The sequence below is a fragment of the Paenibacillus riograndensis SBR5 genome, from assembly GCF_000981585.1.
Classification (GTDB): domain Bacteria; phylum Bacillota; class Bacilli; order Paenibacillales; family Paenibacillaceae; genus Paenibacillus_AQ; species Paenibacillus_AQ riograndensis.
This window is the reverse complement of the sequence record NZ_LN831776.1, coordinates 7280875-7304342: the sequence shown is the minus strand read 5'-3', so window position 1 is coordinate 7304342 and position 23468 is coordinate 7280875. Positions and strand designations below refer to the sequence as shown.

Annotated in this window: 17 protein-coding genes and 1 pseudogene; 17 read left to right on the top strand and 1 reads right to left on the bottom strand. The window is 39.4% G+C overall.

Features of this window, described 5'->3' with window-relative positions; translation table 11 throughout:
• From PRIO_RS36485 to PRIO_RS30795, 16 genes and pseudogenes are all read left to right on the top strand, one after another.
• A pseudogene (locus PRIO_RS36485) lies at positions 1-138 on the top strand (glycerophosphodiester phosphodiesterase family protein); the annotation flags it as partial.
• Positions 139-280: 142 nt separating this feature from the next.
• Positions 281-2386: a hypothetical protein gene (locus PRIO_RS30875; protein WP_046505946.1), complete on the top strand. Its 2106-nt coding sequence runs from the start codon at positions 281-283 to the stop codon at positions 2384-2386.
• A gap of 75 nt (positions 2387-2461) precedes the next feature.
• On the top strand, positions 2462-3715 hold the full coding sequence (locus PRIO_RS30870) for a rhamnan synthesis F family protein (protein ID WP_046505940.1): 1254 nt from the start codon (positions 2462-2464) through the stop codon (positions 3713-3715).
• A gap of 44 nt (positions 3716-3759) precedes the next feature.
• A complete protein-coding gene (locus tag PRIO_RS34245; protein WP_052741545.1) occupies positions 3760-4953 on the top strand; it encodes a glycosyltransferase family 2 protein in 1194 nt (397 codons plus the stop codon).
• A 22-nt stretch (positions 4954-4975) separates the two neighbouring features.
• Positions 4976-6277, top strand: a complete 1302-nt coding sequence (locus PRIO_RS30860) for a glycosyltransferase (RefSeq protein WP_052741543.1) — start codon at positions 4976-4978, stop codon at positions 6275-6277.
• A gap of 16 nt (positions 6278-6293) precedes the next feature.
• Positions 6294-7307, top strand: a complete 1014-nt coding sequence (locus PRIO_RS34240) for a class I SAM-dependent methyltransferase (RefSeq protein WP_052741542.1) — start codon at positions 6294-6296, stop codon at positions 7305-7307.
• A gap of 54 nt (positions 7308-7361) precedes the next feature.
• Complete coding sequence (locus PRIO_RS34235) at positions 7362-8726, top strand: glycosyltransferase family 2 protein (protein WP_052741541.1); 1365 nt, start codon at positions 7362-7364, stop codon at positions 8724-8726.
• Between the two features lie 36 nt (positions 8727-8762).
• Positions 8763-11180 carry an FAD synthase family protein gene (locus tag PRIO_RS37125; RefSeq protein ID WP_231869780.1) on the top strand — a complete coding sequence of 806 codons (2418 nt, stop codon included), beginning with the start codon at positions 8763-8765 and terminating at the stop codon, positions 11178-11180.
• A 47-nt stretch (positions 11181-11227) separates the two neighbouring features.
• Positions 11228-12349, top strand: a complete 1122-nt coding sequence (glf, locus tag PRIO_RS30835; RefSeq protein ID WP_020432002.1) for a UDP-galactopyranose mutase — start codon at positions 11228-11230, stop codon at positions 12347-12349.
• Positions 12350-12356: 7 nt separating this feature from the next.
• On the top strand, positions 12357-13676 hold the full coding sequence (locus PRIO_RS30830) for a metallophosphoesterase family protein (RefSeq protein WP_231869779.1): 1320 nt from the start codon (positions 12357-12359) through the stop codon (positions 13674-13676).
• Positions 13676-14404: a glycerophosphodiester phosphodiesterase gene (locus tag PRIO_RS30825; protein ID WP_020431998.1), complete on the top strand. Its 729-nt coding sequence runs from the start codon at positions 13676-13678 to the stop codon at positions 14402-14404. The genes PRIO_RS30830 and PRIO_RS30825 overlap by 1 nt, the downstream gene beginning before the upstream one ends.
• A complete protein-coding gene (locus PRIO_RS30820; protein ID WP_046505935.1) occupies positions 14394-15239 on the top strand; it encodes a LicD family protein in 846 nt (281 codons plus the stop codon). Before PRIO_RS30825 ends, PRIO_RS30820 begins: the two co-directional genes overlap by 11 nt.
• 17 nt (positions 15240-15256) lie before the next feature.
• A complete protein-coding gene (locus tag PRIO_RS30815) occupies positions 15257-16102 on the top strand; it encodes a TylF/MycF/NovP-related O-methyltransferase (RefSeq protein ID WP_046505932.1) in 846 nt (281 codons plus the stop codon).
• 1202 nt (positions 16103-17304) lie between these two features.
• Complete coding sequence (locus tag PRIO_RS34230) at positions 17305-18471, top strand: LicD family protein (protein WP_020431985.1); 1167 nt, start codon at positions 17305-17307, stop codon at positions 18469-18471.
• Positions 18472-18816: 345 nt separating this feature from the next.
• Positions 18817-19878, top strand: a complete 1062-nt coding sequence (locus tag PRIO_RS30800; protein WP_052741540.1) for a tetratricopeptide repeat-containing glycosyltransferase family 2 protein — start codon at positions 18817-18819, stop codon at positions 19876-19878.
• A 252-nt stretch (positions 19879-20130) separates the two neighbouring features.
• On the top strand, positions 20131-20328 hold the full coding sequence (locus PRIO_RS30795) for a cold shock domain-containing protein (RefSeq protein ID WP_019915069.1): 198 nt from the start codon (positions 20131-20133) through the stop codon (positions 20326-20328).
• Between the two features lie 536 nt (positions 20329-20864).
• On the opposite strand, the gene PRIO_RS30785 is transcribed toward PRIO_RS30795, so the two are convergent.
• Positions 20865-21737 carry a hypothetical protein gene (locus PRIO_RS30785; protein WP_020431978.1) on the bottom strand — a complete coding sequence of 291 codons (873 nt, stop codon included), beginning with the start codon at positions 21735-21737 and terminating at the stop codon, positions 20865-20867.
• 278 nt (positions 21738-22015) lie between these two features.
• Here PRIO_RS30785 and PRIO_RS34225 point away from each other — a divergent pair, with 278 nt between their 5' ends.
• Entirely contained in the window at positions 22016-23458 is a 1443-nt protein-coding gene (locus PRIO_RS34225; RefSeq protein ID WP_167345684.1) for an S-layer homology domain-containing protein, read from the top strand.
• Positions 23459-23468 lie beyond the last annotated feature (10 nt).

The window sequence follows — 23468 nt, the reverse complement described above, 5'->3', positions numbered from 1 at the left end:
ATCAAAATATGGGCGCATAGAGGATGTAGTCAGATGTATCCTGAGAATAAACTTCTTTCTTTTGGTAAGGCTGCAGGAATTGATGGTTTGACAGGTATTGAACTTGATATTCTGCTTACAAAAGATGGTCGCCTAGTTTGATGAAAAGGTTGTTCCGCACCACAGACGGCGGCAGCGAGATTTGCAGTTATTCGTTGTCAGAGTTTAAAAAAATGAAAATTGACATGGCTAACGGAAGCTTTGAAAGAATATCTCTGTAATATGCAAGGAGGATGTTGTCATGCAGATCGAATGGAAGTATGTTGTAGAAACATTTAATACGAATTTTATAAAAAGCAAGGATAAGAGAATTGTTTTATATGGGATTGGTAAGCATACCAAGGCAATATTAGATGAATTAGGAGATCAGTATAATTTTGTCGGCTTAATGGATGCAGAAAAAGCAGGTGAAAAGCTTTGGGGATATCCAGTTTTTCGTGTTAACGAGTTAAAAGAAAATTACGTAGATTTAATAGTAATTATAGCGAGGCCTTCGGTACATCAGATAATCTATAGACGTATCGCAGAATATGTGGAAAATAACAACATTCCTGCTTTTTCAATTACTGGAGAAAAAATATACGTAGAAGAAGATTTTCAAGAGTTAAATGATCAATACTATTTATTTCAAAAACAAAGTTTGCTGGATGAAATTGATAAATACGATGTAATATCATTTGATATATTTGACACTCTTATTATGCGTAAAATACTGTATCCAAAAGATCTTTTTTTATTATTGGATTATGAATTTAAGGATAGAAATTTAGGTTTTGTTTTTTCTGATGTAAGACAGGAAACAGAACAGGAATTAATGCGCTTAATGTATCCAAAATTGAGTGAGATATATGATTCAATCAGAGTGAATTATGCTCTTGACAGAGGGGTTTGTCAAGAGCTTATGCAAATGGAGATTCAGAAAGAACATCAACTAATTATACCAAGAGATGATATAATAGAAGCTTTTCATTATGCGATAAATAATAATAAAAAAGTATATATCATATCAGATATGTATTTGCCAATCACAGAAATGGAAGCATTGTTAAAAGAAAATGGGATTTTGGGATATGAAAAATTGTTTATATCCTGTGAATATCGAAAAACTAAACAAGAGGGCTTGTTTAAAGAATTATTGCTTCTTGAAGATTCTAAAAAAATTTTACATATCGGCGATGACGAAAAAGCTGATATTCTTGCTGCTGAAAGCCTTGGGATCTCCACGTTTAAAATAATGAAAGCTTATGAGATGATAAATCATAGTTCCTATTATAAAATAATGGACGGTTCCGACAAATTGTATCATAGGTGCTATTTAGGATTGATGATCAGCAGACTATTTAATAGTCCATTTGCGTTGTATGGTACAAAGGGGAAGTATCAAATTAATACACTTAATACCCTTAGCAATTTAATAGCTCCGACAATACTTAATTATTTGTTATGGGTAATTCAAAGGGTGCAGGAACAGAAAGCTAGCGATATTCTATTCGTTGCCAGAGATGGATATTTACCAATAAAAATATATCAGATGATATGTCAAAAGCAAAAACTGAATGATTTACCAAAAGGAAAATATATCTATACATCTGGAAGAGCAGCATCTATCCCTGCTATGAGAGATATTCAGGATTTGTTGCCTATGATAGAGGAATTTAAAGGAAGTGTACAAGAATTATTTACTAATATTTTTTGTCATGATGGATATGAAATCAATCCAGATGTGTCTATTGCTGAAAATGTTAATGTTAATGCAGATATAATTATTAAAGAAGCACAACAAGAGCGTATGGATTATCAATCATATTTAGACAATCAAAATATTTGCTTTGATAGAGAAGTTATACTCTTTGATTTTTTTTCTAAAGGAACAGGACAGGATAATTTAGAACGGATTTTAGATAAAAAATTATACGGTGTTTACTTGCATAAATCTATTAGTGGAATTTCGAGAAGAAATGAAATAGATTATTTTAGTTTATATAAAGCAAATAATCATTATGAAAAAAATTATAATGTTTTTAAGGTATATTCTCTTTTAGAATATATTATTTCTTCTCCTGAACCTTGTCTTATGAAAATTACGAAAGAGAATAAAATTTTCTTCCCTGAGGACAGGACAATTGAAGGGAAACAGTTTATGGTCAAAATACAAGAAGACATTTTTAAATTCTGTGCTGAATTTATAGATTTTTTCTCTGGAAGCATACCCGAAAAAAATGATGGAGAATTTACAGACAGTATTTTAGGACTTATAGAAAAAAGTGCTATTGAAAGTGGTTTATTGCCAGATTTATCAACATATGAGTGGTTTAATGGCGCATATAAGATTGTCGGGAAAATTTAATAGAGTAAGATCAATTATGTATAAAGAGGAGTCCGCCAAATAGTTCAATTATTGTAATAAAATAAGGAGAGTTCTATGAACAGCGTATATGAGAATTTGGAAGAAAATTTGGGGGAGTTAAATTCTATTCTTCCAAGTGAATATTTAATAGATGGTTATGACAGTAAGATTTTATGTAAAAAGATAGCGGTGGTTATCCACCTGCATTATTCTGATACTTTTGATAAATATAAAAAATATATCGATAATATTCCTCGAGAGATTAGGATTTATTTTACAACCTCTAATAATGAATTAAGCAGGAAAATTGAGGCTCTTTCTATGAATAGAGGGAATTGTATAATTATACAGAAAAACAATCGTGGCAGAGATATAAGTTCTTTTTTGGTTGCTTGTCGCAAAGAAATTCTGAATTATGAGTATATTTGCTTTTTACACGACAAGAGGGAAAAATATCCCTCGATGAAATCTGATATGGATAAATGGATATATAGTCAGTGGGAAAATATGTTGGGAAGCACAACGTATATTTGCAACGTACTTACCTATTTTGATATAAATCCACAGTTAGGATTGCTGCTTCCGCCATTCCCACTTGGTGAGCATATGCCTTTTCCATATGAGAAGAATTGGCATCAAAACTATAAAAACACAATAAAATTGGCGAAATGTTTGAACTTGCAGTGCGATATAAGTAAAGAAATATCTCCTATGGCTTTAGGAACAGTATATTGGGCAAGGGTTGATGCTTTAAGAAAGCTTCTTGAACATGAGTGGAAATATGAGGATTTTGATGCTGAACCATTAGCGGCTGATGGAACATTAAGTCATGCGGTTGAGCGGATTTTGGAATATGTTGCTAGCGATAACGGATATAAAAGTAAATGGGTTATGACAGACCGTTATGCAGAAGAAAGATTGGGATACTTTCAAACAGTATTATCTAAAGCGTTTGAAAGACTTCAGAAGTCATTAGGTCTTCGGTATATATATGAATTGGACCAATTTGATGACAGGTCATTCGAATTCAAAAAAATGTGTCGGAATTATAAAAAGATTTATATATATGGAGCCGGTTTACTTGGCGTGAATTGCCTTCATTTCATGAATTATATTGACGTAATGGTAGACGCAATTATTGTTACTGATATGATTGGAAATGAGCCAGTAATCGAAGACATTCCGGTATATCGTTTAAATGAAATAGAATTTGATAACGATACATTTGTAATTATAGCCGTCACAAAGCAATATCAGGAAGAGATTTTTGGGAATTTAAAAGAAAAGCAGCTGCCAATGAATAATGTATATAATTGGGATTCGTACTAAGCAGATTTATAGTGAAAATTTGGAGAGGGTCATGGAGATGAAATATGGAGACAGAATTAATTTCAATTGTAATGCCTACCTATAATAGAGGAAATGTTATCGAAAAAGCAATTGATAGTGTGATTAATCAAACTTATTTAAACTGGGAATTGTTTATTGTTGATGATGCCTCCACAGATAATACAATAGAAGTGGTAAGTAAATATATTAATAAAGATTCAAGAATTCAATTTATAAGTAATGCATTAAACAAAGGTGCCAATGCATGCAGAAACCAAGGAGCAGCACTTGCAAATGGGGAATATCTTGCATTTTTAGATAGTGATAATCAGTGGTATCAGGATAAGCTGCAGAAACAGTTTGATGTGTTAAATGTTTCTAGTTTAAATACTGCTTTTGTGTATTCAAAAGAAGAAGTAATTAATGAGGGATTTATAAATATAGTCCCCCAAAAAGCATATTCACCGGAAGAACTTAAAACAATACTTTTATATAAAAATGTTGTAGATACAAGCACTGTACTTATTACAAAAGCATCCTTTAATTCAGTTGGCAGGTTTGACGAAACGATGCCAAGACTTCAAGACTGGGAATTATTCTTCAGATTGGTAGTTGTTTATGGGCTCAATGGAGTATGTATAAATGAAGTGTTAAACACTAATATTTTACAGGAAAATAGTATCTCGAAAGATGATAAAAAATTTGTAGATGCCATTTTTCATATGATAGGGAAATATAAGGCTTATTTTAGAGATGTAGATCTTATTTCTCAGATAATTAATAGCACAAGTGACAAAGCAGAGTACATTGTACAAAAGGTTAAAGAACTTTATACTGATAATTTTTCTGGAATGGCAAATATACTGGAGAAAGCCATTGTTAGCACTCAAAATAAACAGAGACAATTTGATTTATTGTATAAATGGCAACTTAAAGATAAAAACAAAATGTATAAAAAAATTGAAAATAAGAATATAGCTATCTATGGCCTGGGAAAATGGGGGGAATTGCTTTATAGGGATCTAAAGGATATATCTGTTCATATTGTATTTAGTATTGATAGGGAAGTAGATCAGTTCCATGGTTTGCCAGTGGAAACATCTAGTGCAGATTGCTTTGATATTGAAGTGGTAATAATTGCAGTTATTGATGGTGCTTCTGAGATAAAAAGTATGTTGCGGCCAAAGTGTACGGGAGAAATCTTTTTATTAGAAGAGTTTATTATGAGTACAGAATAAATAACTGGAAGAGGACTTTATCATGTGCAAAGTATCGGTGATCGTTCCGGTTTACAATGGGGAAAAATATTTAAAAGAATGTATGCAAAGCATATTAAACCAATCTCTATTCGATATAGAAGTTATATGTATAAATGATGGTTCTAATGATGCCACTGCGGAAATATTGGACTCATATGCTAAAAAGGACTTAAGAGTGAAGGTAGTGCATAAGGAAAATTCGGGATATGGTAAGTCTGTTAATATTGGTTTCGATATGGCACAAGGGGAATATATTGGCGTTGTAGAAGCGGATGATTATATAGATGTAAATATGTATCTGCATCTTTATGAGCAGGCAAAAATTAAGGGTGCAGATTTTGTAAAGGCGGATTTTCATAAGTTTTATGGTGATGGCAGTAGCAGAAAGTTTATTATGCATCCGTTATTTGAAAGAAAATCAGATAAAGACATGTATAACAAGCTTGTTAATTATGAGGAAGATATAAGAGTTCTTAATAATTATGTAGTAACATGGGCAGGAATATATAAACGGAAATTTATAAAACAAAATTGCATATGCCATAATGAGACACCAGGCGCGTCATATCAGGATAATGGTTTTTGGTATCAGGTAATGATAAATTCACAAAAAGCATTGTTTTTAAATACACCTTATTATTTTGTCAGAAGAGATAATGAATCTTCTTCGGTATATAATCCCCAAAAAATATTTTGTACAAATGATGAATATGAGTTTATCCGATCGTATATTAGAAACCACGGGAAAAATACGGATATATTGCTTCAGTTCCAATGGGAAATGTTATTTAAAATACATGAAAATGATATGATGCGAATTTCTAAAGAATTTTATCAAATATTCGCGAAACGATTCAGAAATGAATTTTTAACTGCAATTGAACAAAAAGAATTTGACGCTGATAAACTTTCTCGGGCTGAACAAATTCGCTTAAATGTGTTGCTTGAAAATTCAGAGAGTTATATTGAGAAATACTTTCTCTTTGGAAATAACTCAATTAAGCAAATTGAGGGGGCCGAAAACATAGCCATATATGGTGGAGGTTGGAATGGGAGGCGTATTTTGAGTATTATAAGGAATTATGGATATTTAGAAAAGTTATCAGGAATCGTTGTTTCTGATTTGAAAGGGAAAGAGGAAGTAATAGATAGGATTTGTTTGAAAGAAATTCAAGATATTGATTTTGAATCAAATACATTATTTATTCTGGCCACACAGGAAAAGTATCAGGCTGACATTATGAAAAAAATGGTGGAACGTGGATATACGAATTGGATGAGGATTCAGGATATTACACTATAATTTATAGGAGAAAAAAATGAAAATATTATTATATGGTTGTGGCTCCCGGGGCAGGAAATTATTTAATAATTTAAATAAAATGGATAATATTGAAATGGTTGGTATAACAGATAGAAATATTGAGTCGATGGTTACACTAGAGGAAGAGAATAAGTCCTTATTCCGGAATATTGATGAAGTTTTTGGATTGGAATTTGACTATGTTTTAGTCACTTTAGATAAGCATTTTGAAGATGTTTTTAAAGAGTTGACTCTTGCTGGTCTGGCGGGAAATAAAATAATATCTTTGAACGAATTCAATAAAATTTTTGTGGATGAAAGCAATAGGCAGAACAGGATTTTGCCGAAATGTGGTTTGTGTGGTAACTATGTATTCGGATGGTTGCTCACTGGAGAGAAAAATGATCTTTTTGAACAAAAGTCTGTAATTGGTGCAGGATTAAGAAACGGAATTTGTCCGGTATGCGGAAGTACAGACAGGTTGAGATATGTGTACTATATATTGAAAAAGTATACTAATATTTTTGATGTTAATTCAAGTATACTGCATTTTGCACCAGAAATGAAACTGACTGAGGAATTCCGTAAAAGAGGATACGAGTATATTACAGCAGATTTAATGGAAGGCAGAGCCGATGTTGTAGCGGATATCACAAATTTGCAATTTAAGAATAACTATTTTGACTGGATTATTTGTAATCATGTTATGGAACATATCAAAAATGAGAATAAGGCCTTATATGAGATTAAAAGATGTCTGAAACCAGGAGGCAGTCTTATCATTACGGTTCCTATCTGCTGGGAAGAGGATACTTATGAGGAAGATGATATTGTTACGAATGCAGACAAAACCTTATATTATGGACAATCGGATCATGAAAGACTTTATGGACGAGACATAGAGGCGCGTTTTGGAAAGTATGGATTTGATGTGAAGAGATACAAAAATACAGATATATTGAATCAAGCTGAAATAAATAAGAATGGGTTTATATTGGGAGATGCAGTGTTTATTTGTACAAAAATGTGAGCGGAATTTTGAGAGGGATTTTGAGACACATGATTAAAATAGGGGGTGTCATTCATGCCGAAAGTGTCAATTATAATGCCTTCACTTAATATTGCGACATATATAAAAGAATGCATGGATAGTGTTGTAGCACAGACGCTACAAGATATTGAAATCATTTGTGTTGATGCTGGGTCTACTGATGGCACACGGGAAATACTGCAGGAATACGCCACTCGTGACAGCCGCATCCGCATTTTAGATTCAGATCGAAAAAGTTATGGATACCAGGTGAATTGGGGATTTGATGTTGCTAAAGGTAAATATTTGGGAATCGTAGAAACCGATGATTATATAGAGCCTGAGATGTTTCAAACATTGTATGATGTAGCGATAAAAAATGATGCTGATTTTGTAAAATCCGACTTTTTCTTTTTTGCAGATGTTCCCAAAGGTCGCCAGACTTTAGAGTATAAGCTATTTGGTTCTTCCTCAACCAGTGTCAAGCGGGTTTCGCATACTGATTATACTAATCGATTGGTCCCTATTGATACATTTATGTGGAATGGAATCTATAAACGTCAATTCATTCAAAAGTATAATATACGTCTGAATGAAACTCAAGGTGCAGCTTATCAGGACGCCGGGTTTCGTTATCAAGTAGCATTATTAGTTGAAAAGGGAATCTTTATTCCTTCCACGTTTTATCATTATCGAAGGGATAATGCCGGTTCTTCCATGAACAGTCCCAAAGGTTTTCAATATGATCTGCAAGAAAGCCAGTATATCGTGGATTGGGTAATGAATTTCTTTCCTGAAGACCATGCACGTATAAGAACTGTCAGTCGGGCAGTTGCGACCATCTGTTTGAATTCGCTTCTAAGAGCAGTTTTTTATGATAACCCAAATACACATACCATAGTTTGGGATTTTTGGAAGCTGTTAAAGAACAGTTATCATGACGGCTATCTTGTACAAGAAGATTTTTCGATTGATGTTTGGATGAATCTGAGAATGTTTCTCGAGGATCTGGAACGTTTTGAGCATTATATTCGTGAGAAGGCAGAAGCCGAGTTCAGGTCATACTTCGATTTTCTATCACAAATGGCTTCCCCAAAACAGGTGGTTATATTCGGATGCGGGAAAATCGGAATGTTCGCGAATTTTTTCATGGGTATGAATGGAATTTCCAACATCACATGTTTTTGTGATAATGATAGCAACAAGTGGGGAAGTCTATGTTTGGGGAATGAAGTGCTTTCACCGCAAGAAGCCGTCGCTGCCTACCCGCATGCTTACTACTTAATTGCAAACCGTGCAAATAGCATGGATATATCAGCACAATTAACCAGTATGAATATCTCACCAAATAATATTGGGATTTACTATCTTCCATTAAATCCTATCATTTCTACCAGTCGGTTTCTGAATAAGCATTAAACTTGCTGGACCTTAGAAGGAAAGCGAGGGCAAAGGATGACTGCTTCCGGTTATTCAGTAAATCCGGCATCCCAATTAGATGCCGAAATAGGAAATTATATACTTTCAAATCCAACCGGAGATTTTAGCAACGTAATAACGCGGGATCATCGTTGGCAAGTCTTTTATCATTTAAGTGATCAACCAGCTGGACTCTTGAGTTGGTACCCATTTCGTAGTAATTCGTCCCTACTTCAGCTTGGCGGTGGTTTCGGCGCTCATACCGGTATGCTATGTGATCGGTGCAGCTCAGTAACTGTCTTGGAGGCAGATGCATATCGAGCTAAATGCATCAGAACACGCTGGAGTGAAAAATCAGAGCTTCAGGTTTTATGTGGGGATAATTCTGTGTTGCCGTCTGATAGTGCTTTTGACTATATTGTAATGATTGTAGGCCCGGATTCTCGGGAACCTATATTCGCTGGACAAGGCTATATCTCCTTATTACGCCAAGTTAAATCTCTGCTTGCAGAAGATGGGAAATTATTGTTTGCTGTATCTAATCGACTGGGTGTTCAGTATCTGTGTGGAACCCCCGATCTTTCGACAGGGATTCCCTTTGATGGTCTGAATAATTATCCTACGGGAGCGTTAATGCCTTCTTTAAGTAAACCGGAACTACTAGATGTATTGAAGCAAGTAGGGTTATTAAACATAAAGCTTTACTATCCGTTTCCAGATCACTTGCTGCCGCAGTTGGTTTATACGGATGAATTTCCACCTGGAGAAGAGCTTAGCGAGAGGCTTCGGCCTTATCAAGTTAAGCAGGATAGCCTTGTTATAGACTCGCGTAATCTATACGGTCCATTGATTGCTAATGGCCTACTTCAGTTCTTTGCTAATTCCTTGCTTGCTGAATGTAGTAATGCAGACTTGAGCTCTGTAGTGTATGCAGCTGTATCAAGCGAAAGGAACAGAGAGGAATGTTTTTCAACATCCATCCATAACAATGGGACAGTCGAAAAATGTCCGATGTACAAAGAAGGGATGAAGGGACTAGGGCGGCTTTGCAAGAACCTAATTGATTTGGAATCTCATGATATTCCGGTTATTTCATTCAGATTCGAAGATAACCGGCTTATTATGCCGCGAATTCTAGCGCCTACCTTATCAGTTTACTTACGAGAATTGGTAACTTATGATACGGACGGCTTTATCAGATATTTGGATGAACTCTATAAATACATTTTACAATCTTCAGAACATATGCCAGCGGATAAAAATGTGCTAGCTGAATTAGATCCGAATGCCGAATGGGGACCGATTCTGTCTAAAGCTTATCTGGAAATGATACCAGTGAATTGTTTTTTTGATAATGGACAGTTTCTATTTTTTGACCAAGAATTTGTAAAAGAGAACTATCCCGCCAAATACATTATGTTTCGTGCGATTAATGATATATATTGGTTTGCTCCTCACACAGAGCATTACGTGCCACGCCATGAAATGCAGGAGCGCTATGGTCTTACAGATTTATGGCCCGTTTTTTTGCAGGAAGAAAGCCGGTTTCAAGACCAGCTTCGGCAGCGTGAAATGTACAAACAATTTTATAAATGGGTATCAACTGACCCCAAAAACATAATGCGAAATGGAAGGTTATTGCTTATGGACAAAAAGCCTCAACAAATCCATGTGAATATACCGGAACGAACATTTGCTGCAGTTGATGGAGCTGAAGGGAAATTAATAGTGCTTTTTGGTGCCGGACGGATGATGGACCACTATCTCAAAAAATATGCAGCCAGTTATCCGCCTGCTTTCATTGTTGATAATGATGAGACCAAGTGGAATACAGAAAAGCTCGGGTTTCTTATCAAGAGTCCACAGGTTCTTCAGGAACTGACTCCAGGGCAGTACAGAGTAATTATTTGTAATGCTGCTTATGACGAGATTGCTAGACAGCTTGAGAGAATGGGCATCAAGGATTACCGCATCTATCAACGAGCATTTGATGAAATGTTGGGAAATGTTGAGATTATTCCCCATTCAAATGGGAAATACAATATTGGTTATGTGACAGGAGTGTTTGATCTTTTCCATATCGGACATTTGAACATTCTTCGTAAGAGCAAGGAACAATGTGAGTATTTGATTGCCGGCGTTTTGACTGACGAACTGGCTGAGCATGATAAGAGAAAAAGGCCGTTTATCTCATTTGAAGAGCGCTTGGCGATTGTACAGCAGATTAAATATGTGGATCGGGCAATTGCAGTGGACTTCCATAATACGAACAAGCTGGAAGCATGGAAGCAACTTCGCTATGATTGTCATTTTTCTGGCACCGACCACGAACAAGAATGGTATTGGCTACAAAAGCAATTGCAGACATTGGGTTCGAATATGGAGTTTATACCCTATACAGAAAGCACCAGTTCTACCAAGCTTCAACAAATGATTAACAAGACCTTAATCTAGAATTGCAAGGGAAATATCTACCTGTTTAAAAAGGCGGTGTTGTATTCATGAAGTACGATTACTTGATTGTCGGTGCAGGGCCCTATGGTGCAATATTTGCACATGAAGCCATGAAGTGTAATAAAACTTGCTTAGTAATAGATAAGCGTGACCATATCGGAGGAAATATTTATACGGAACAAGTGGAAGGGATTAATGTGCACAAATACGGTGCGCATATTTTCCACACCAACGATAAAGAAGTATGGGAGTATGTTAATCGTTTTGCGACGTTCAATCGTTATACCAATTCGCCAATAGCAAATTTTAATGGCGAGATATACAATCTGCCTTTTAATATGAATACATTTTATCGGTTGTGGGGAGTTTCCGATCCGACAGAAGCAGAAAAGATTATAGAGACGCAACGCTTGAAATGTGAAGAGCCACAAAACCTTGAAGAACAAGCTCTTTCATTGGTCGGACGCGATATTTACGAAAAACTGATCAAAGGCTATACAGAAAAACAATGGGGGCGTGACTGCAAGGACTTGCCTGCGTTTATTATTAAGCGCCTGCCCGTTCGTTTCACTTGGGATAATAATTATTTTAACGACCAGTATCAAGGAATACCTGTCGGAGGGTATACGGGGATCATTAAAAAGTTGCTTGAAGGCAGCGAGGTTAGACTGAATACGGATTATTTTGCACAAAGAGACTACTTTGATCACATTGCCACAAAGACTATTTACACAGGAATGCTTGATGAGTTCTTTAATTATCAGTTCGGTCCGCTAGAGTACCGTACACTGCGTTTTGACTCGGAAATCCTTGATCAACCCAATTTCCAAGGTAACGCTGTTGTAAATTATACGGATAAGGAAACACCGTTTACCCGCATTATCGAGCATAAACACTTTGAATTTGGCACTCAGCCTAAAACCGTAGTTACGCGCGAGTATTCAAAAGAGTATGAAAACGGAGATGAACCCTATTATCCGGTTAATGATCTAAAGAACAGCGCGCGTTATTTAAGTTACAAAGAGCTTGCTGAAGGAGAAGAAAACGTCATTTTCGGCGGCAGGCTGGCTGAATACAAATATTACGATATGTGGCAAATCGTCAGAAACTCCCTGGATGCAGCAAGAAAAGAGCTGAAAGAAGCAAAAGATAATCGTTATGAAATGTAATTGAGGAGTGGAACGCTTGAAGCTATCATTAACGGGTCTTGCAGGGATGAAAATACGCGCAGGTGATGGCCTGCAAGAGCTGGGACATCCTGAGATGCTAAGCACCCCATTTTTTTATTTGGCACAACCTGGCGATTTACTGCGGCTTATGGATTCGGAGTATAAGTTCAACGTTGCAACCTACGCGGCGGAGGTGGAAAATTCTTGGATTTACACCTATAACTATGCTCCAGACGAAAGCTGGACGGTTTACCGGCAGGATTTGAGCGGCAACAGTTACAGGCAAGACGATTATATGTTTACGGAGTGTGTTTACTTTCGTGTATGTCTAAGGAAAATGAATGGAACAGAATTTGAAGGTTTTGAGGATATCAATGATATTCTTTCTTTTGAAAAAAATGCAACTCCCCTGCCTGAAATGAAGCCGTGGCTCAGAAAAGAAATAGAGCGGGTCTCGAAGCGTGTTATGGATATACGGGAAAAAAATGAACTTTCCTTTGCGTTGTTGACCGATACACATTATACAGTAAACGGAACATGGGATGACACGTCTGTATCCATTCAACAACTTCATGATGAATTGGGGTTTGATGGGATTATTCATCTCGGCGATTTCACTGATGGCATGATAACGCGTGACGTAAGCCGTTATTATGTAGAACAGGTTCTTGGAGACTTGAAAAAGTGTGAAATACCTGTATGGACGGTGCTTGGCAATCATGATACCAACTATTTCAGGAATAATCCAGATCGGTTTTCCTTAAAAGAACAATGCGAGCTTTATTTAGGCAGAAATGAACCGAGATATTCCATTGATTTTGAAGCCCACAAACTGCGGTTTATATTCCTAGATTCCTTCGATCCGGACGAGGCTTTGCGTTATGGATACAACGCAGCGTGCATCCAGTGGCTAAATAAGAAACTAGAAAACACGCCTGATGATTGGCAAATTGTGATCTTTTCCCACTTAACGTCTATTAGCCGCTTACAGTATTGGGCAAAGGAAATACGTGGCGAAAACGAGTTGATGGGGTTGTTGAACAATCATGCCGGAAAAATACTTGCCTATATAAATGGTCATAACCATGCAGATTTTTTGGACAATGAAGAAAGCTTTCCTATTATATCCATAGTGAATTCCAAGTGTGAAGCATTTACGGAATATAAGCCGGAAGGCTTTATCACCCCTGATCGAAAACTCGGGGAACCGTCGCAAGAAGCATTTGATATTATGCTCGTTAACACAGAGCAGAGACAGATTCGTTTTGTGAGATTTGGCGCGGGTAAAGATAAGATCGTTACACATGGAAGGGCGGAGTGGCTTTAATGAAAATATGGGGTCATCGCGGGGCCTATTCTTCCGCGCCGGAGAATACGCTTGTTGGTTTTCAAATGGGAGCCCAAATGGGTGCTGACGGAGTAGAGCTTGACATTCAGCTTACCAAGGACAGAGAGATCGTCGTCATCCACGACGAAACTGTTGACCGAACGAGCAATGGACAAGGGTGGGTAAAGGACTTTACCCTTTCTGAAATAAAAAAGCTCAATTTCAATAAAAGCGGTCGCACTGAGCCGTTCTTTATGGAAGTGCCAACGCTAGCAGAAGTATTGGAATTATTGAAACCGACAGGATTGACTATCAATATAGAGTTGAAAACAGGTGTCATCTATTATGATGGGATTGAACCTATTGCGTTAAAATTAGTAGAAAAGTACGGGATCTGCGACAGGATTATATGGTCGTCATTTAACCACTATTCTGTTCAGAAAATAAAGCTGCTTGAACCGTCATCCAAAACTGCGCTGCTATGCGGCGGGGAAATATTGGTCACTGGGGAGCAATGCGAAAAGGTTGGAGCTGAAGCGCTACATCCTAGCATTCATATGCTGCGCTATCCATCACTCGCGGAAGATTGTCGCAAACGGGGCATATTGATACGCCCTTGGACGGTAACGAACGATGATGATCTAAGCCTTGCAAGGGATCTCGGTGTAGACGCGGTGATGGTTAACAGAATTGACTGGGCGAAGGGTGTTTTGGCAGATGGGAATTGAAATACAACCTAATAATGCGAAAAAAGGCCCGCTTTCTCCGGAGGACTTAAGAGCCGTTCAACTCATTCAGGTTGAAATGTTAGCGGAAGTGGATCGGATCTGCCGCTTACATCACATCAATTATGCTATGATCGGTGGTACCATGCTTGGCGCAATCCGTCATAAAGGCTACATACCGTGGGACGATGATGCGGATATTGGTCTACTTCGGGAAGAATACGAGAAGTTCCGCAAGGTGTGCGAAACAGATTTAGACCATGAGCGATTTTACTTTCAAGATATGAGGGCAACCCCCGGTTATCGTTGGGGATATGGGAAAATTAGACGAAAGAACACTTATTTCCTTAGGGAAGGTCAGGCTCATCTGCCTTACGACTCCGGGATATTTATCGATATTTTCCCTTTCGACAGTGTCCCTGACGGGAAATTGGCCGAGAAGATGCATAATCTTCACTGTACGATAATCCGGAAAATTTTATGGTCAGAAGTTGGCAAGAAAACGGATAAAAATCCAATGTTGCGCTACGTGTTCTCACTGCTTAGCCTAATACCGCTTGGAATGGTATCAAATCATTTGCAGCATTTTGCTGGAAAAAGTAACCGCAAAAAATATCAGCGCGTAAGAGTATTAACTTTTCCTGCACGAGATAATGTAAGTGAGGGCAGACGTGAGTGGTATGAAAAAACAGTTGATTACAAATTTGAGGATTTGGATTTATTGGGGGCGGAGAGTGCCGACGCATACTTAAAGCATAAGTTCGGTGCTTATCTAACAACTCCTCCGGAAAGTGAAAGAAAATCACATCCTGTTTCTTATTATAAACTTTTGGATTAAGAAGGAGTGGGGACAACGTGGAAAAAGCGATTATATATGGTGCTGGTACTACTGGAAAGTCTATATTTGAGCAAATTCAAAAAAAAGGTGTAAGTTGTATAGCTTTTATTGACAACGATTCGAACTTGCATGGTAGAACAATAAATGGGGTACCAGTTATCGCTCCCAGTGATATTGTAACGCTTAATTATGATAAAGTTTATATTGGCACAATTATGGATATCGAATTGTTAAGCCAGCGACTTATTTCAATGGGTGTAAATGAAAGCAAAATAGATGATAGTCTAGTATCTCTCTCATACAAAGCTCGTATTGCTTTTCTAAAATCTCAAGCAGAAATACTTAGAGATAGAGAAATTACAGGTTCGTGCGCTGAATGTGGCGTTTTAAGCGGTTCTTTTGCCAAAGTGATTAATGAAACGTTCTACGATAAAACTTTATATCTATTTGATACCTTTGAAGGATTTGACCAACGTGATATAGGTATGGAACTGACTAACGGTTTTTCAAACTCACTAGCTGGCACATTCGGTGGACTCACATCCGCTGATGCTGTAATGAAGTCTATGCCTATTCCAGAAAAGGTGGTCATTAAGAAGGGCTATTTTCCAGAAACTACAGCAGGAATTGAAGATACCTTCGTTTTTGTAAATCTGGACTTTGATTTATATAAACCTACCTTGTCGGGTTTGGATTTTTTCTATCCAAAACTTGCAACTGGCGGGATATTGTTAATTCACGACTATTTCTCGATTCGATTTAAAGGTGTCAAGCAAGCGGTTGACGAGTTTTGTCAAAATAACGCCTTAATGCCAATTTCTATTGGTGACACATCAAGCGTGGTAATCGTTAAAAACTCTTAGGTTACTACAACTTAGAATGTAAGAGAATGGGCCGGGAGGGGGAGGCCATGTTAAACGATACATTAAGAGCATAATATGAAAACTCTCCATGGAAAGATTCTGTTTTCTGCTGGCATCCCTTTGAAGATCGGATTGACTACAGAGATTGTTATGGATCCAAAGGACTTCTCAGTCGAGGCTTTGGTAACTTAAAAAGAAGGTACTCACGGACCCTTACTCCTATTGTATGAGAATCATTTTTGAATTGAGATACTGGGCAGGAAAACGAGCCGCGAACACGGGATTGCCCTATGATACGCTGTTGGGTAGTGGAGAACACCCGCTCCCGAGTAAGGCGGAACTGCAAACTCGATAAAGGCTTGCGGGCTTTGAAGGACAAAAGTGGTTTTACCTGTTGGTCGATCATTATTTTACACGGGAGGTATATTCATACAACTATCTCTGCCACTTCGACGAACGCTCCCTTTTGCGTGAGGTTATTCCCAGCAGAGCATTTGAGTTTATGTGCGATGCATACTTTGTGGAAGCGCGGGTGTGTGCAGATGATCCGCCTTGCGTCGTAGATCAACCAGCGATCACGAAGTATCGTGAGCCCGCCAAACGTTTGCCATACGGTCCGCAGTGACGGTACGGTGCATAAGAGGCCGCTTCATCCTGATGGCAAGGCGGGTCTGCTGAGAATCTTGAGAAATCACGAGGAGCCTGTTGTCTTAGGTGTAAATGTCATTTCAATGAAAATGGAAGAAGATTCGCTGGTCATGCTGAGGTAGAATTTGCCAACGTTTTGGGACTGTTGGGCCGAGAAACTTTCGGATGGAACATTTGATGTCAATGAGATGGTTTCCCAGTTTGACCGTATTCGAGAAACGATCATAAAGGCTGCTAAGACCAGCAAATGCTTTTGGGAGCTGGTTCCGGCGAATTGTTTTTATAATAAAGAAAATGATGAGCTAATCTTTATTGATCAGGAATATTTTTGAGAAAATGCCTCACCTGATATTGCTCGGCTATTTATGGACTTGGCTTGTGCGGGAAACCGTTGAAGCGCGTGTTTAACGATTGCGAAGTCAACGTGACAGCTGTTATCGACAAAGCTCTTTATAATAATGGGATTATTGAAGAGACACTATTGGCCAGCAACTGTGACGTTTTAATTGATCAGGAAAGTATCCATACCTTATATACCTTGGGAGAATTAATCGGTGAACAAACTAAATGAGTTACAGACTGTAGAGCTTGATATTCTAAAAGAATTTACAAGGGTCGCAAAGCGTGAAGAGCTAACCTGGTTCGCCATGTTTGGAACTCTTCTCGGCGCGGTACGTCATAAAGGATTTATCCCTTGGGATGACGATATTGATATTGCCTTACCGCGTAAGGAATATGATCGTCTCCGGCTTTCGCAGCATTGGTTTAGTGAACCCTATTTCCTGCAGACACCGCAAAATGATCCTGCCGCCGCTCCCCATTATATAAGGCTGCAGCGAAGCGATACGACGGTCCTCTCGAACTTTCCTAATGGGTATACGCGAGGTGGTCACATGGGGGCCTATATCGACATCCTTCCTCTAGACGATATGCCCGGCGGCGATGCTGCAAGGCGCGTTCAGGAAACTGCATTGAAGATACAAATTCAAATGTACGCTTCGGCTGCCCTTGATGAATGCGAGGGGCCTGAGATCTCCGAAAGTAAAGAGGGATTTTGTTATGGTGCCGGCGGAATATCGGGACAATACGACTTTTTTGCAGAGCGGTATGAACGCTTCTGCTCAAAGTATTCTAACCAGTTATATTACTCTATCCCCGTTGTAATGGGCGAGCATGGCAGAAGGGTATATGACAAGAAGTGGTTTTCGGAAAGTGTTGAAATGGACTTTGAAGATTTGAAAATTCCAGTGCCTGTCGGCTATAAGGAAACGCTAATTGCATCTTATCCTGGCGGACTATACGAGCCGGATGCGAAAGATCGCAAACCAAAGCACCGGGATCATAGTATTGTGGATTTGGGCCGGTCTTACAAAGAGTACGTTCGTACCTATACAGACATGCTATGCGGTATTGAAAATAAAAAGGTGTACATCTTCGGTGCTGGTGATAGCCTGCGGATTTGGTTGGAGCGTTACAGCAATGGGTTGAATGTAGTTTGCGCTTTTGATAACCGTAAGGCCGCATGGGGGAGTTTAGCATATGGTGTACCCGTGCGTTCTCCTTCCGAATTGCCTGTGTTAATGGATGAGAACTCACGGCTCATTATTGCAAGCATCTATCATAAAGAAATAGCCAAGCAGCTTGAGGAAATGAATATATCCGATTACTACTTTTTTATTGACGGCTTAAAATATACAAGGTGTTTAAACAATACAGAGTAAAGTGAGCATGGTTGTACCACGTGACAACAAAGTGAAAACATCAGGGGCAATGCTGGAAAGCGTAATTGCCCAGGTAAGTGATAACCTTGAGCTATCCTCGTCAATGATGGCTCTAACGATGGCACTCGTGAGGTAATCTCCGAATACGGGCCGAAACTTCATGCTCGGGGGTGTGAGGTTGTTATTGTCGATCAATTAAACGCAGGCTGCTGTGCGGCAGGCACATTACTTCTGATGCGTTTAATAAATCAGAAAATAGCATATAAGGGCGAACTATCTATTACTTTCTTAAGAATTTTGTGTAATCTCTGATATTTCAAAATTAGACTTTTTAGGATGGTTAAGATGAAACTTTCCCTAGTTATGATTGTAAAAAATGAGGAAGGTACCTTAAGACGTTGTCTGGACAGTGCCTTTAAGCTCGTTGATGAAATAGTTATAGTAGACACTGGTTCTACTGATACTACCAAACAGATAGCTTCCGAATTCCATGCTAAGATATTCGAATACGAGTGGACCAACGACTTCGCGGCTGCCCGCAATTTTGCTTTGGAGCAGGCGACCAGCGAGTGGAGCCTGGTACTGGACGCTGATGAATACATTTCTAACGAGTGTGCAGATGAAATTTATAGCTTTATTACTCATTCTCCTGCCGTAGGCCAAATAAAAAGAATAGATAAATTTATGTCGAAAGATGGAGTGAGCTTTGAGCAAAGCTACATCTCACGTCTTTTCCCATCCAGTTGCCGATATTCCGGGAAAATTCATGAACAGATAGTATCTGACCTGCCCAGAGTGAGAGTGGATGTAGAGATTCAGCATGATGGTTACTTTGAAAAAAAGAAGTCAGACAGAAATATTCCAATACTCTTGCAGGTAATTGAGGAGAATCCCCAAGACCCATATTACTACTATCAAATTGCCAAGGAATATCGTGGAATAGACGAACATGATAAAACGTATGCTTCATTGAAACAGGCATATAGTAAAATCACTCATAAAGAAGGATATGCTCCGAGTCTTATCGTCAATTTTTTGTATGCGATCATTGCTTCAGGTCACTTGGATGAGGGACTGGCCATAGTTGAAGCGGAGCAGGATTTTCTCAGTGAGTCTGCGGATTTTTATTTTGTCTCTGCCCTTTTTCTTCTTGAGCTCATCCTTAGCGATCCTGATCAATATAGTGACCTGATTCCGTATATCGAACGATTTTACTTAAGAGCACTAGAGATAGGTGAGACGGGACAAGAGGGAAGCGTTATAGGAACCGGTAGCTTTGCTGCACATCATAATCTCGGTGTGTATTATGAGGTGATTGGTGATACAGGTAAAGCAAAGCAGCAATATCTATATGCAAAAGGCTTCGATTACGCTCCTTCTATTGAAAGATTAAAATTATTTGATTGAAATTGTATGGATTGATATTTTTATGTTTCATAAGTAATCCTTCTGGTTAAACACTCTTAAACGACAACCCACACGTCCTTTTGATAAGAGTCTTTTGTAGAATAATGTTGAAAAAAATAAGTTAATATTTAGGTGGTAATTTATTGAAAGTAAACATTTTCTTTTCCAATTGACAATGGAGAAGCAGCGGTGGTATAGTCGAGTTGTGAGCAAGACTCACGTTCATCTGATGACGAAGGGAATGTTTAGTCAATGGAAGGTAAAGTTAAATGGTTTAACGCAGAAAAAGGTTATGGTTTCATCGAAACTGCCGACGGTGGCGACGTATTCGTACACTTCTCCGCGATTCAAACTGATGGTTTCAAAACATTGGATGAAGGCCAATCCGTGGAGTTCGACATCGTTGAAGGTGCACGCGGACCACAAGCAGCTAACGTCATCAAATTATAATCATCCGGCGCAGCCGACCTACATATATGGTAGATGGTTAGCAATTGAGACAACGCTAGCATAGATCCTGGAGATTTTCTCCAGGGTCTTTTTTATGGCTTTTTTACAAAAAAAGTCAACTCAATTGTGGCGAATTTAAACTAAAATCAGTCATTGTGTAAAATTATTTTACGGGAAAACGTTAAAAAGTCCTAATATTTGGGTAATGAAACGTTGGGCGTTCTATCATGCCTCGGCGTACTTTTTTTTGCTTAGTCGTATGGCTTTTGAACGGGAAAGGTGCTTGGAGTGATACAACATGCCTATGCCCATCAAACACTCAGGAAGATTAAAAGCAGAATGACAAGGAAATGGCGTGGAATTATGACAGGAATACTGGAGGCGAGCATGCTGTTCGGGTCTGTGGACAGTGTCTCTGCACCCCTGCGCCCGAGGATAATCAGGGACACTGGGCGCAGAGACAACAGTTGCAGGGGTGGCTGAATAAGACTTTTGACAAGGATGTATTTAATTTTTCGCTTGTCGTTTCCCCCATCTCATGATTTAACGATGCCGAGGGTTTTATAGAATCCATGCATATTTTGAAGATAAGCATCATCCTTCAGAGATGAATCAGCCAAAATACTTTGCATGCTCTCCAGAAATGCCGCAGCAGAGCTGGTGTCTGCAGTGTCGAACCGGTTCTGAATATGTGTATTGTTTAGTAGTTGATCATTCCGTGCAGTTTGTTCCTTGAATTTCTCTGCCCACTCCGGATGCTGGGGAACTTTTTTCACGAAATCAAGAAGTATATCCAGTCCATTGCCTCCGTGGAAAATGTCGTTCTTAAATCGGCTGTACGTTTCCGGGTCAGCTTGTTTCATTAATTCGGAAGGATTTATATAATCCTCTGGAGCACCTACCGGACGGCTTGACGGCAATTTATAACTGATGTCACCTGTTACCGGATCGGTAGACCGGGTAGAAGCGACAGCTGCAATTGTATTCATTGTCTTTAGGAACTTGTCCGCCTGCTCACCTTCCATATAATTTTCTGCAATATATTTGGACTGTGAAAGTCCCATTTCGAGCAGTGCTTTCCGTTTCTCCTCGTCATTTACGTTTCCATCTACGATAAAGTTGGATTGTATAATGCCGTATACAGCATCAACAACTTCTGTCGGCTCTCCTTCCAGAGCGTGGGTCAGAGCTTCGTTGATTTCTGTTGTTCCATAATATTTTGCTGGATGTGACTGAATGGCATCAGCTGCCAGCTGTCGGCCTGTCTCACTGATTTCGACCTGGTCATAGGTAATGACACTGGACGAACCTGCTTTGTGCCACTGAGCACCGGATTTTTGGGCTGCTGTATCAAGCCGCGGAGTACTGTTAGTAAGGGTCTGGTACGGGATTTGAGATGTAATTTTCATAAAGTTATACCTCCTGAATATTTTTGAACGAATAAGAAGAGAGTACAGATTCTGTAACCCTATAGATATATATCGGCAATGGAACAAACTGGATTAAGAGGTATATGTTTTATGGGAACTGTCTGATCTTTGGAAACATTCATTGTTTATTTTTTGTATTTCTATAAAATTTTTCATGAATCGCAACTTTTTCACATTATCTGGGTAAAAGAATACGTTGAGCTTTTTGTCTTGCCTCGACGCACAATACACTTTACTCTAGGAGGATGAACAGCAAAATGAAAAAGAAGTGGCGTGGTCTTCTGACCGGACTGCTGGGAATCGGCATGATGTTAGGTTCACTCGGCAGTGTATCAGCCGCGCCGGTACCCAAGGATATTCAAGGGCACTGGGCACAAAAGCAATTGCAGGACTGGCTGAATAAAGGTTATCTGGGAGGGTACCAGGACGGTACGGTCAAACCCAATAAAGCCATTACACGTGCAGAGTATGTGGCTTTGGTTAACCGCCTGTTCGGTTATACCGATACGGCAACAATCAGCTTCAAGGACCTCAAGAAATCGAACTGGTATTACAGTGAAGTTGCCAAAGCGGTAAAAGCCGGATACATCGGCGGGTATGAGAACAATACCTTCCGTCCCAACGCTTCGCTTACACGGCAAGAGGCTGCTGTTATTGCAGCCAAGATTTTGAAGCTGAACACTAAGGCGACTACTGCCAAGTTCAAGGACAGCAGCCAGTTTGCGGCCTGGAGCCGTGGAGCTATTGCGGCAGCCGCCGACAAGAAAGTCATCAACGGTTATCCGGATGGGACTTTCGGTCCCAAGAGGGCATTAACCCGGGCAGAGGCAGTTGGCATTATCAGCAATTCGGTGGCTCAAAAGCCTGCGGCTCCTGGTGTAACCCCAGCTCCAACTCCTACTCCTAAGCCAACAACTTCACCGGCTCCAACAACTAGCCCAACACCGGCACCAACCAAGGCTCCGGGTGGAGGATCTGGTGGCGGTTCCGGCGGCGGTGGTGGCGGTGGCGGTTTCATTACACCGACAGTAACCAACGCTGCGTATGGACACGTTGGCTCTGTGACTGCAGACGTCTACTTGACGCCTAATGTAACGGGTGCTGTGTATTACGTAGTTGCGCCATATGCCATTAACGTAACTGCACCAAGCGCGCAGCAGGTGAAGGAAGGACAAATTGCTGCCGGAACGGCAGGCGTTCATCATGGAACCCAAGCGACTACCGCAGGTACTACTGTGTCCTTCACGGTGTATGGACTTAAGGCTGATACGGAATACGCTACTTATGTCACGGTTGCAGACAGCTACGGCAACTGGTCTTCTGTAGCCACTGTCCGGTTGAAAACCGCACCGGCTGGTGCGAATGCCATTGTTGTGGCACAGCCGGGGAATATCGGTACTGTGACGGCTGATGTGTATGTCAAATACGGCACAGCAGGCGGAACAGCTCAAGAGGTCAGATATGTTGTGCTGAAGGATAATGCGGCAGCCCCTACAGCCACTCAAGTGGCAGAAGGCAAGGATAGTGCCGGGACACTGTTGTCCTCTGCATTAAAAGGCACCATTTCCGCGCAGCCTGGTGTAGGTCACACTCATACACTAAGCGGTCTTACAGCGGCTACCGGCTACAAGGTTTACTTGGTTAGCGGACATGGCACTACATGGTCCTCTGTTGAAGTCATACGGATTCATACGAAATAATTTTCTGATT